This is a genomic window from Pseudomonas sp. NPDC088322 (assembly GCF_044740745.1).
GTDB classification, from domain to species: Bacteria; Pseudomonadota; Gammaproteobacteria; order Pseudomonadales; family Pseudomonadaceae; genus Aquipseudomonas; species Aquipseudomonas shirazensis.
On record NZ_JBIURK010000008.1, the window covers coordinates 159,999 to 171,655 of the forward strand.

General features: G+C 64.7%; 12 protein-coding genes. 7 read left to right on the top strand and 5 right to left on the bottom strand.

The annotated features are described in order from the left end of the window. Window positions 1-46 precede the first annotated feature (46 nt). Window positions 47-799, bottom strand: a complete 753-nt coding sequence (locus tag ACIOAU_RS20715) for a DUF2076 domain-containing protein (protein ID WP_181107854.1) — start codon at window positions 797-799, stop codon at window positions 47-49. A gap of 153 nt (window positions 800-952) precedes the next feature. On the opposite strand from ACIOAU_RS20715, the gene ACIOAU_RS20720 reads away from it, so the two are divergent. From ACIOAU_RS20720 to ACIOAU_RS20730, 3 genes are all read left to right on the top strand, one after another. Continuing rightward, the gene (locus ACIOAU_RS20720) at window positions 953-1,609 is read left to right on the top strand and encodes a YciC family protein (protein ID WP_401184350.1); all 657 of its coding nucleotides are present in this window, start codon (window positions 953-955) and stop codon (window positions 1,607-1,609) included. 65 nt (window positions 1,610-1,674) lie between these two features. Then, entirely contained in the window at window positions 1,675-2,772 is a 1,098-nt protein-coding gene (locus ACIOAU_RS20725; protein ID WP_150573697.1) for an endonuclease/exonuclease/phosphatase family protein, read from the top strand. A 108-nt stretch (window positions 2,773-2,880) separates the two neighbouring features. Then, window positions 2,881-3,393, top strand: a complete 513-nt coding sequence (locus tag ACIOAU_RS20730; protein ID WP_401184353.1) for a hypothetical protein — start codon at window positions 2,881-2,883, stop codon at window positions 3,391-3,393. Between the two features lie 10 nt (window positions 3,394-3,403). On the opposite strand, the gene hrpB is transcribed toward ACIOAU_RS20730, so the two are convergent. After that, window positions 3,404-5,932 (bottom strand): ATP-dependent helicase HrpB, encoded by a 2,529-nt coding sequence (gene hrpB / locus ACIOAU_RS20735; protein ID WP_401184355.1) that lies wholly within the window; start codon window positions 5,930-5,932, stop codon window positions 3,404-3,406. A gap of 116 nt (window positions 5,933-6,048) precedes the next feature. Between hrpB and ACIOAU_RS20740 the strand changes: the two genes are divergently transcribed. Further along, window positions 6,049-6,468 carry a polyribonucleotide nucleotidyltransferase gene (locus ACIOAU_RS20740; RefSeq protein WP_101322234.1) on the top strand — a complete coding sequence of 140 codons (420 nt, stop codon included), beginning with the start codon at window positions 6,049-6,051 and terminating at the stop codon, window positions 6,466-6,468. Window positions 6,469-6,490: 22 nt separating this feature from the next. Then, entirely contained in the window at window positions 6,491-7,360 is an 870-nt protein-coding gene (locus ACIOAU_RS20745) for a cation diffusion facilitator family transporter (protein ID WP_401184358.1), read from the top strand. A 178-nt stretch (window positions 7,361-7,538) separates the two neighbouring features. Here ACIOAU_RS20745 and ACIOAU_RS20750 read toward each other — a convergent pair whose 3' ends face one another. Continuing rightward, complete coding sequence (locus ACIOAU_RS20750) at window positions 7,539-8,363, bottom strand: DUF6515 family protein (protein ID WP_181107859.1); 825 nt, start codon at window positions 8,361-8,363, stop codon at window positions 7,539-7,541. Window positions 8,364-8,753: 390 nt separating this feature from the next. Between ACIOAU_RS20750 and ACIOAU_RS20755 the strand changes: the two genes are divergently transcribed. Further along, entirely contained in the window at window positions 8,754-9,230 is a 477-nt protein-coding gene (locus ACIOAU_RS20755) for an Lrp/AsnC family transcriptional regulator (protein ID WP_101322237.1), read from the top strand. Window positions 9,231-9,285: 55 nt separating this feature from the next. Further along, entirely contained in the window at window positions 9,286-9,489 is a 204-nt protein-coding gene (locus ACIOAU_RS20760) for a DUF2788 domain-containing protein (RefSeq protein WP_101322238.1), read from the top strand. An 18-nt stretch (window positions 9,490-9,507) separates the two neighbouring features. Here the strand turns inward: ACIOAU_RS20760 and ACIOAU_RS20765 are convergent, their stop codons facing one another. Next, window positions 9,508-10,140: a pseudouridine synthase gene (locus ACIOAU_RS20765; RefSeq protein ID WP_101322239.1), complete on the bottom strand. Its 633-nt coding sequence runs from the start codon at window positions 10,138-10,140 to the stop codon at window positions 9,508-9,510. A 6-nt stretch (window positions 10,141-10,146) separates the two neighbouring features. Continuing rightward, window positions 10,147-11,634, bottom strand: coding sequence for an AMP nucleosidase (amn, locus tag ACIOAU_RS20770; protein WP_178080798.1), 1,488 nt, complete (start codon window positions 11,632-11,634; stop codon window positions 10,147-10,149). Between the last annotated feature and the right edge of the window lie 23 nt (window positions 11,635-11,657).

Below are 11,657 nucleotides of genomic sequence, written 5' to 3' on the forward strand. Positions count from 1 at the left end.
CGGCTGAGCGGGCAGGCGCCCGCAAAGCTGAGCAGTATGCCAGCTGTCAGACGAAGCTGTCGTCGTCGCTGAAGAAGCCGCCATCGTCGCTGCCGTAGTCAGTGTCGGCGTAGCCGCCCTGGTCAGCGCCGTAGCCACCGTTGTCGGCCACCTGCTGCTGCGCACCCTGGTCCTGCCAGCCGCCGCTGTCACTGGCCGGCGCCGGTTCTTCCTTGATCACCTCGACCACTTCGTCTGGCTGCGAGTTGTGGTGGAACATGCTGCTGATGCCCTGCGCCAGCAGCACGCCACCGGCAACTCCGGCTGCCGTCTGCATGGCCCCACCGAGAAAACTCGATGCACCCGAGCGGGCCGGCGCGGCATTGAACGCCGATTGCTGCTGCGGTTGCTGGGCTGGTGCTGGCGCGTTGTACGCAGCAGGCGCAGGGTCACGCCAGCCGCCGCCAGACGTTGCTGGAGCTGCCGGGCGCTGCGGCTGCGGATCAGGGCTGCGGCTACCGGCACCAAAGATGCTCGACAGGAAGCCACCGCTGTTGGTGTTGCTGCTGCGGGTCGCATCGACCTGGGCGCGGGCCTGCTTCAGCTCGGCCTCCAGCTGCTTGTTCTTTTCATCCAGCTGCTTGAGCGCAGCCTCCTGCACCAGGATCGCCTGGGCCATGTAGTACGGCGCCGCCGGTTGCGTGCGCAGGTGCGCTTCGATGCAGGCCTGGGCCTGGGCATCGCGCGGCTGGTTGGGGTCTTCGGCTTGCTTGATACGGCCAAACAGGCCATCGATCAGCGATTGTTCTTCGGTATTCATGCTTACCTCACGCGCTGGGCGGGACATCGGATGCGTCAAAGATGGGGGGTGGCGGCGCGGGATTCAATCGGCGCACGGGTGAAACTTTTTTCAGCAAGGGCCGGAGTGGGCTAAAGTTACGCCCCTGCTATTACTGCCATGCGATGTTGACTGATGAATCCGCTGAGCGTTCTGCGCGACTCCCTGTACTTTTTCCGCCGCCACCTGGCGAGCATCGTCCAGCTCTGCCTGCCGTTGATCGTGCTCGAGGCACTGGCCACCCAACTGCTCTATCGCCAGCTCGGCGACAGCGCCTCCCCGGTCTACGGCATGCTTGTCAGTCTGCTGCTGTACCCGCTGTACAGTGCGGCGCTGATCCTCTACCTGGACACCCGCAGCCACGACCAGCACATCGCCAAGCGCGATCTGTTTGCCCGCGCCGTGCAGTTGTGGCCGCCGCTGGCCTTGCTGATCATGATCAGCACCTTGTTGATCATGGCCGGCCTGGCACTGTTCGTGTTCCCCGGCATCTGGATCATGATCAACCTGGTGTTTGCCGAGTACCTGCTGGTGCTGCGCGGCATGCCGTTGATGCAGGCCATGCGCGAAAGCGCGCGGATGACCACTGGCCATTTCATGCGCATTCTGGTCTGCGTGTTCGTTTCGCTGGCACCGGCATGGTTGCTCGACGGCCTGTTGCTGATGGCCTTCCCCGACCCCGCCGGTGGCGTGCAATTGGCCATGGACAGCCTCAGTGGGCTGCTGCAGTTGTTCAGCAGCGTGGTGCTGTTCCGCATCTTCATGCTGCTTGAGGCCAATGCTGGCGCCTGAGCCACGCTGACACGGCGCCACCACCTTGGGTATGCTGGCGCCATTCGCACCGACAAGCCGAGCCGATGATCCGACTACTGCGCAACGTCCTGTTGTTGATTTTCCTGGCGCTGGCCTTGCTTTGGTTGCTGGCCAACCATCTGGGCTGGCAACCTGCCCCGCGTGAAGCGCTGCCAGTCGCCTGTCAGAACCCGGCGCCACTCTTGCAAGCCGGCCAGCCGCTGAAAGTGATGAGCTGGAACGTGCAGCACCTGGCCGGCAAGCGCTATGTGTTCTGGAACGACCAGGGCCAGGGCAGCGATACCCGCGCCACCGCGGAAGACCTGGCGTTCACCCTCGATGAGGTTGCGCGGGTGATCCGTGCAGAACAGCCTGATGTGGTACTGCTGCAGGAGCTGGACAAAGACGCCAAGGCCAGCGATTACCAGGACCAGCTCGGCCTGCTCCACGAGCGTCTGGCCGACCTCTACCCGTGCAGCGTGCAGAGCTATCAGTGGCAGGCTGGCTTTGTCCCCGACCGGCATATCTTCGGCAGCGTGGGCCGCACCCTGGCTACCCTCAGTCGCTACTCGATCGCCAAGGCCGAGCGCCTGCAACTGCCCAATGACGTGAGCGGCCCGCTGAGCCGGCTGCTCGAGCAGCAACCGGCGTTGCAGGTCAGCTATCTGCCGTTGAGCGACGGCAGCCGGCTGGCGGTGCTCAACACCCAGCTGTCGGCCTACCGCGCCGGCAGCGACCTGCAAAGGCGGCAGATGAACCACGTCAGCAAGGTCGTCGACCGCCTCGAAAGCCAGGGTACGCCGTGGCTGCTCGGCGGCGACTTCAAGCAGTTGCCGCTAGGCCAGTATCGCCGCCTGCCGCCTGCCCAGCGTGGCAGCTACGCCCCGGACAGCGACCTGCACCTGCTCTGGGACAAGTACCCGATGATCCCCAGCAATGCTGAAGCCAGCGGCGCCGAGCGGGCACTGTGGCTGACCCACTTCCCCAACGACCCGGCCCTCAGCGGGCCCGATCGCAGTGTTGACTTCATCTTCCATAGCCCGCGCCTGCTGCGCTTGCAGGCCTATGTGCTGGGCAACGGCACCGAGCAGATTTCCGATCACCTGCCCGTACGCGCCGACCTCGCCATGCCTGGGCCGCAGCGCCCGCCTCGGGGTGAATGAGCACAGCCAGGAAAGGCTTCAGGCTCCGTTGAGCTGAGCTCGCAACCTAAGGTGTAACGCCGCCCGGAACCGTGCGGCCCATACCCTAGGCACTGCGAGGCACACTCCATGAACCCAAGCATCATCGATACATACGCCAATTCATTTCGCGCCAGGCTGTATCTGCATGAAGAGGGTCGAAATACGCCACTGCGGCTGAGCCAGCCGAACGATAAGTTCTCTTGGGGCGTGAGCCCAGAAAACGACTGGCTGCAAACGGGGGGCAATGAACCTTCATTGATCATCTCCTTCGACTACCACTCCATGGAAGACAACCGCTTGCACTATCACTTGCACATCCCTGGCCGGAGCAAGCAAGTCCCCGGCCCGCAGGTACCGCGCAGACTGGGAGTCAGCACGAACGGCTATCTGGGCTTCTACTGGATCGCAGAGGTGACCGATTACTGGAAAATTGAACCCCTGCAAGAGACCGACGAAGGCCTGCTGTGTCATCTGCGCGACCACCTCGGACACAGAGTCGGTACCTTGGAAGACACTCCCCATCACCAATCTGGCCGGTTCAACTACCTGAATATCAGCGAAAGTGAGATCGCCACCTTCCTCCTGCAAAAAACCAGCTAGCCCTCACTGCTCAGGTCCCTCGCGGTTTGACCCGCGCGGTGGCCTGCGCGATCAGCGGATCATCAGGCCAGTAGTGCTTGGGATAACGGCCTTTAAGGTCTTTCTTCACCTCGGCATAAGTCATGCGCCAAAAGTTGGCCAGATCCTGGGTCACCTGCACTGGCCGGCGTGCCGGCGACAGCAGGTGCAGCTTGACCTGCTGGCGGCCCTGGGCGATGCGTGGGGTGTCGGCCAGACCGAACAGCTCTTGCAGGCGCACCGCCAGAATCGGCGGCGTCTCGCTGTAGTCCAGGCGGATGCTCGAGCCGGAGGGCACATCCAGATGCTGCGGCGCCCACTCTTCCAGCCGCTGCGGCAGCGGCCAGGGCAGCAGATTGCGCAGGATCGACGACAGATCCAGCTGGGCGAAATGGCTGAGCCGCGAGACTTTGCCCAGATATGGCTGTAACCAAGCTTCGAGGCTGTCGAGCAGGGCCTGGTCAGACAGATCGGGCCAGTCGCTGGCGCCGTTCTGCGCCATATCAAGCTGGCGCAGCAGAGCCACCCGCGCTTGCCACTGGCGCAGCTCCGGGGTCCACGGCAACAAGGCCAGGCTCTTGCGTCGGACCAGCCCGAGCAGCGCCTGCGCGCGGGCTTCATCGTTGAGCCCCGGCAGGGCTTCACGGCTCAGCACCAGCTCACCGACCTTGCGCTGGCGCTCGGCGCGCAGGACCTGCTCGCGCTCATCCCAGTCGAGCAGGTCGAGGGTTTGCACCTGTTCGGCGAGCACGCCGTCGAACAACTCAGGGTCGAACTCGGCAGCCAGATAGATCCGTTCTTCACGCTGGCCCTGGCGGCTGCCGAGGTCGGCAATTACCAGCCACGGGCACTTCATCAGCCCATCGACCTCGGCAAACAACGCTGCGCGACCATTGGCCAGACGGTACTCGGCACTGCCTTCACGGCGCTGTTGGGCAACCCGGTCTGGATACGCCAGCGCCAGCAGTGCACCGAGCCAGCGTGGATGCTGCGGGTCGACGACCGGCGTCTGCGCGCTGCCACGCAGCAGACCGCGGTATTGGCGCGCCAACTGGCGGGCACGCTGCACGCCGCCTTGCGCACCGCGCACTGCTTTGCTCTGGCCGCTGAGCAGTGCCAGCCGGCTGTGCAGATCAGCGCCGCCACCGCGCTGGATGTCACGCTCGCCCAGCAGCGCGGCGACGTCACAGGCCATTTCGCTCAGACCCAGTTGCTGCCCGCGCAGCAACAGATGGGCGATCCGTGGATGCGCGGGCAGTTCGGCCATGGCCTGGCCATGACTACTCAGGTTGCTGCGGCTGGCCGGTTTAAAGGCGCCAAGCCGGGCCAGCAGGTCTTGCGACTGGGCGTAGGCAGCGGCAGGCGGCTGGTCGAGCCAGCTCAACTGGTCCGGGCCCACGCCCCAGCGCGCCAGTTGCAGCGCCAGCCCGGCCAGGTCGGCCTGGAGAATTTCTGCGGTGCCGTGGGCGGCCAATTGTTCATGCTGCGCTTCGGACCACAGCCGGTAGCACACGCCCGGCTCCAGCCGCCCTGCCCGCCCGGCGCGCTGGGTGGCGCTGGCGCGGGAGATGCGTTGAGTGTCGAGGCGGGTCATGCCGCTGCCCGGGTCAAACCGCGGCACCCGCGCCAGGCCGGCGTCGATCACCACCCGCACGCCATCGATGGTCAGGCTGGTTTCGGCAATGTTGGTCGCCAGCACCACCTTGCGCTGGCCCTTGGCCGGCGGTTCGATGGCGGCGCGCTGGGCGTTCAGGTCAAGCTCGCCGTGCAGCGGGCAGAGGATGATGTCGGAACGCTCGCCGACGGCTTCCTGCAGGCTTTGCTGGACTCGGCGGATCTCGGCCTGGCCGGGCAGAAACACCAGCAGGCTGCCGCTTTGATCGGCCAGCGCCTGCAGCACGCAGTCGACCACCCGCGGCTCGACGAACTCACCCGGCTGCATCGGCCGGCCCCACTGGATCGTTACCGGGTGCATGCGGCCCTGGCTGCTGACCACCGGAGCGTCGTCGAGCAGGCGCGCCAAGCGCTCGCCTTCGAGGGTTGCCGACATCAGCAGGATTTTCAGCGCTGGCTCGTCGCGCAGCAGCGCCCGCCCGTTGAGGGTCAGCGCCAGCGCCAGATCGGCGTCCAGTGAGCGCTCGTGAAATTCGTCGAAAATCAGCAGGCCTACACCTTCCAGCGCCGGGTCCGACTGCAGCCGGCGGGTCAGGATGCCTTCAGTGACCACTTCGATGCGGGTGTTCGGCCCGACCTTGCTGTCCAGCCGAATCCGATAGCCGACCGTTTCCCCGACCTGCTCGCCCAGCTCGCTGGCGAGCCGCTCGGCTGCGGCCCGGGCGGCCAGGCGGCGTGGCTCGAGCATGATGATGCGCTGGCCGGCCAGCCACGGCTCGTCGAGCAGGGCCAGCGGCACGCGGGTGGTCTTGCCGGCGCCAGGCGGCGCTTCCAGCACGGCTTCGTGGCGCGCGCTGAGCGCCTGGCGCAGGGCGGGCAGTACGGCATCGATTGGTAATGAAATCATGGTGGTCCTCGAACGAGGCGCCGAGTATAACGGCGAACCGGGCGAGGCCCGATAGGTCATACTATCGGCAGCAGGCCGCTGGCCTGTTTCGTTGCGATTTTCCATCGGAGATTTACATGCGCATTCATTCCCGCGTCATCGGTGGCGCCCTGGTTGCCACCCTGCTGACTCAGCTGACGGCCTGCGGCACGTTGTTCTATCCAGATCGCCGTGGCCAGATCGAAGGCAAGGTCGACCCGGTGATCGTCGCCCTCGATGCCATCGGCATTCTGTTCTACGTGATCCCGGGCCTGATCGCCTTTGGTGTCGACTTTGCCACTGGCGCGATCTACTACCCCGGCGGCACCACCGCCCAGGTCGACCCGGCCAAGCTCAAGCCGGCGGTGAATGCCGATGGCAGCATCGACAACAGCAAGCTGCAGGCTATTCTCGAAAGCGAACTGGGCCAGCGCCTGCCGCTCAACGACCCGCGCCTGATCCAGCACCGCGGCAGCGTCGAGCAGTTGGCCAGCTACGGCCTGATCCCGGCCGCCTGACACTTCGCAGGATGCTCAACGCATGACGCCCACTGCCGAACAGCAACGCTTGCTCCGCCTGGCCACTCGCGCTTCGCTGGCGGTGGCCTGCATTCTGGTGGTAAGCAAGGCGATTGCCTGGTGGCTGAGCGACTCGGTCAGCCTGCTGGCCGGGCTGACCGACTCGGCGCTGGATGCGGTGGCCTCGCTGCTCAACTTGCTGGCAGTGCACTACGCCCTGCGCCCGGCCGATGACGATCACCGCTTTGGCCATGGCAAGGCCGAAGCGCTGGCCGGCATGGCCCAGGCCCTGTTCATCGGCGCCAGTGCGGTGCTGATCGGGGTGCAGGCGGTGAGTCGCCTGCAATCACCGCAGCCGCTGGGCGACACGGCGGCGGGTATTGGCGTGATGCTGCTGTCACTGGTGCTGACCGTGGCCCTGCTGGCGCTGCAGCGCAAAGTGATCAAGGCCACCGGCTCGACCGCAGTGCGTGCCGATTCCCTGCATTACCGCTCCGACCTGCTGCTCAACGGCAGCATCCTGCTGGCGTTGCTGCTGGCCGGTTATGGCTGGCCGCAGCTGGACGCGCTGTTCGGCCTGGGCATTGCCTTGTATATCCTCTGGAGTGCAGTGCAGATTGCTCGGGAAAGTACGGCGATCCTGATGGACAAGGAGCTGCCCGGCGATGTGGCCGAGCAGATGCTGGCGCTGGTCACGGCCATCCCCGGGGTGCTCGGCGCGCATGATCTGCGTACGCGCGTGTCCGGCAGCTACTGGTTTGTGCAACTGCACCTTGAGCTGCCCGGCACGCTGTCACTGCATGATGCCCACGAGCTGTGCGTGCAAGCCTCGGCAGTGATCCGCGAGCACTATCCGCAGGCGGATGTGATGGTGCATGCCGACCCGCTGTGATGTCAGTCAGGACGCCGGGGGGCGCTCTGCGCCCTTTCGCGACACAAGGCCGCTCCTACAGGGACCGCGTAACGCCTGGCTTGCGCGGTCAACTGTAGGAGCGGCCTTGTGTCGCGAAAGGGCTGCAAAGCAGCCCCCGACATACTCGAATAAGACAAAACATCAGAAACGAGCGCTATCAGTTGATGCTGTACCCACGCCCACTAAGGCACGCCCCAAGCGAGCGCCGATACAGGTCGGCGACATTTGCCGCCGGCGCATAGCTGGCCTGGGCCGGATCGAAGCCGGACTGCTCGACAGCCCAGCGATGGCACTGATAGCGGTCCTGATCCTGCTGCTGTTGGTTTTGCCCGTAGCTTGGGTAAGCAACCACGTCATAACCACTGTTGGCCTGCAACGGTGGCACAGGCTGGCTGACCGGTGGATTCACCACCACGTACTCGCGACTGTCGGCCAGGTATTGGTAGTAGGTGTCAGCGACCAGAAAGAACAGCGCACCGCCGCGCCAGACTTCTCGCGCATACGGCGGCAGGTAGCCGACGCGCACGCCGTAAGGTGGGCGCACCACTACGTAGCGCGGTCCCTGCGGCTGATACCAGTAGCCCCCGGAGTAGAAATAATCGCGGCCGCGATAGGGCACTTTCCAGTGCTGCTCAGGGAAGCGGTCGATCGCCTGCCCGGGGTGGTACTGCGGGCCTGGCCCCCAACCATTGCCGTGACCATCGGGGCGACCTGACCAGTTGTCACCGGGGCGCTGACCGGGGCCGCCCGCCTGCCAATGGCGATTGTCGGGGCCACGGCGCGGGATGTCCTGGTAATAACCCTGACGGGGTTGCTCGGTCTGGCGTACTTCATCCCGAGAATTCAATGACGAGCCGGAACTACCGCCGCCATTCGGGTCTTGTGGCCCACGGCCATCGCCAGGCCCTTGCGCCTGCACTGCGGCGCTGATAGCCATTGCCAGCACACCTACCCCTGCCAACTGCCAGCCGCGCGACCTCATGGTATTCCTCTCGACAAGTAAAACCGCAACTGCCGCCAGTTTACCGCGCAGCATGCGTGGGCAGATGAAAATCCAGCCATAAAAAAGGGAGGCCAAGTGGCCTCCCTTTGCAATTGTCGTCCGTGCTCGGCACTTGTGGCGCCGGCTCACCTCACCCCGTCTGGTAGACAGAGCGTAGCCCGGGGGCCGGCTGATCGTGTTGATCGCGGGCCGCGAGCGGCCTCCTGGGCCGGTCGCCGTGGACTGATGTCCGGGCAGTGATTCTGTTGATAAAGATACCGGCCAGAGCCCGGCACAGGATTGCGAAGATTGCTCAGATAAATAGCACTTGCGCAATTTTTAACCCTGGATTGATAATTCGCCGCAATCCGAACAGAAAAGGCCCCTTTCATGAGCAAGCTCGACCGCTACGACCTGAGCATCCTTGCCGAATTGCAGCGCGATGCGCGCATCTCCAACCAGGAACTGGCCGAACGCATCGGCCTGTCGCCCTCGCCGTGCTCGCGTCGGGTCAAGCAACTGGAAGACGACGGCTACATCTCGCGCCAGGTTGCACTGCTGGACCGCAAGAAGCTCGGCTTGAGCCTGACCGCCTATGTTTTGATCGGCATGGACCGGCATACCCCTGAGCGTTTCGAGACGTTTGAAGCCGCCGTGCGCAGCCTGCCGCAGGTGCTCGAGTGCAGCCTGGTGACCGGCATGGATGCCGACTATCAACTCAAAGTGGTGGTGCCGGACATGGACCATTACCAGAAACTGCTACTGGGCAGTCTGACCCGCATCGAAGGCGTTACCAGCGTGCGTTCCAGCTTCGTGCTCAACCAGGTTCTGGCCAGCACCGAGCTGCCATTGACCCACCTGCGTTAACAGCTGAGGGGCCCGGGCGTATACTCCGCCGCTTGAGCCTGCCTGGAGCGCACAGATGGATCCTGAAAAATTCGAAGAATGGATGATGATCATCCTGGTGACCATTCTCATCGGTTTCATGGGATTCATCGTCTGGGACCTGGCGAAAAAATCCAAGGCAGGCCGCTTCGGCACGCTGATCCTGTTCTTCGTGCTCGGCCTGGGCGTGCTCGCGTTCATCATCAAGAGCGTGGTGGTGGGAATGATCGAGGGCGTCTGACGCACACGCCCTGCTCATCTACAGCTTGGGCGGTGCGTCGCGCCAGCAGCCCTGATCCAACCCGTCCAACGTCCAGTCGCCGATCTTCACCCGCACCAGACGCAATGTCGGCAAGCCGACCGCAGCGGTCATGCGCCGCACCTGACGGTTGCGCCCTTCACGAATCACCAGCTCCAGCCAGGCCGTCGGCACACTCTTGCGAAAGCGCACCGGCGGCTCGCGTGGCCACAACTGCGGCTCGGCCAACAGCCGCGCCTCGGCTGGCAAGGTCATGCCGTCATTGAGCTCGACGCCCTGGCGCAAGCGCTGCAACTGCTCCTCGCTGGGCTCACCTTCAACCTGGACCCAATAGGTCTTGGCCAGCTTGTGCTTGGGGTCGGCAATCCGTGCTTGCAGGCGACCGTCGTTGGTCAGCAACAGCAAGCCTTCGCTGTCGCGGTCCAGGCGCCCGGCGGGATAGATCCCGGGGATATCGATGAAATCCTTGAGGGTGGCGCGGCCGTCGCCGTCACTGAACTGGGTCAGTACGTCGAACGGCTTGTTGAACAGCACCAGGCGCGGCTCGGCCGGTGGCGCCTTGGCCGGCCGGCGGGGGCCGGCAGGCCGCGGCGCTGGGGTGCGGCGCGGCTTGGAACGGGGTGGCAGGGGCATGGATCCTCAGCGGAACGGCGGCTCATCGAAGCTGCGCAGTTTACGCGAGTGCAACGAATTGAGCTCGGTACGCAGCAGATCCAGCGCGGCGATGCCGATTTTCAAGTGCTGGCTGACCGCGCGGTTGTAGAACGCATTGGCCGAACCTGGCAGCTTGATCTCGCTGTGCAGGGGTTTGTCCGACACGCAGAGCAAGGTCCCGTAAGGCACCCGCAGGCGATAACCCTGGGCGGCGATGGTGCCGCTTTCCATGTCGACCGCCACCGCTCGCGAAAGGTTGATCAGCGGCCGTTCCTGGGCCCAGCGCAGCTCCCAGTTGCGGTCGTCGTAGGTCAGCACGGTGCCGGTGCGCAGGCGTTTTTTCAGCTCGTCGCCGCGCTCGCCGGTGACTTGCGCCGCCGCTTCCTGCAACGCCATCTGCACCTCGGCCAGGGCCGGGATAGGAATGTTCGGCGGCACCACTCGATCAAGAATGCCGTCGCGGCGCATGTAGGCGTGGGCCAGCACGTAATCGCCGATGGTCTGCGACTGACGCAGGCCGCCACAGTGGCCGATCATCAGCCAGCAATGCGGGCGCAGCACGGCCAAGTGGTCGGTGATGTTCTTGGCGTTTGACGGGCCGACGCCGATGTTGACCAGGGTCACACCGTCGCCATCGGCGGCGATCAGGTGATAGGCCGGCATCTGGAAGCGGTGCCAGACCACGCTGGCCACCAGCGCCTGGGTCTCGCCTTCGTTCAGGCCTTTTTCGATGACCACGTTGCCGGGCAAGACCATGCGCACAAAGCGCGGGTCGTCACGCAGCTGCTCAAGGCCATGGGCAATGAACTGGTCAACGTAGCGGTGGTAGTTGGTCAGCAGGATCCATGGCTGCACATGGCGCCAGTCGCTACCGGTGTAGTGCACCAGGCGGCGCAGCGAGAAGTCCACGCGGGCGGCGTCGAACAGCGCCAGCGGCAGATTGTCGGCATTGCTCCAGTCCCACAGGCCGTCGGCGATATCGTCGGTGGCAGCCGACAGGTCGGTGCTGGGGAACACCCGCGCCAGGGCGGCGGCGGTGATGCCGGTTCCGGCCAGTTCATCGCCCTGCTCGACCACGTACGGGTAGGGGATGTTCTGCTCGCTGACGCCGACTTCCACGGTCACCGTGTAGTCGTGCATCAGGGGCCGCAACTGGTCGAGCAGGTAACTGCGGAAGGCTTCAGGCTGGGTCACGGTGACGCTGTAGGTGCCAGCGACCTGGACCTTGCCGTAGGCACGGGTGGTGGCCGCGACTTCGCCGTTGCTGTAGTAGGTCAGGCGCAAGGCTGGGTAGCGGTACAGGGCGCGCTCTTCGGCGTCCGGTTCGGTGCGGTCCTTGAGGTAACGCTTGAGGGCCTGACTGAGGGCACCGGTGGCCTGTTCATGCAGGGCCGCCAGACGGTCGACGGCCTGTTCGGGGGTATCAACGACTACAAACGCTTGGCTCACGCTGGGCTTCCTGTTTTCTGTCATGCGTGCAGCCATCTTGCCTTGCT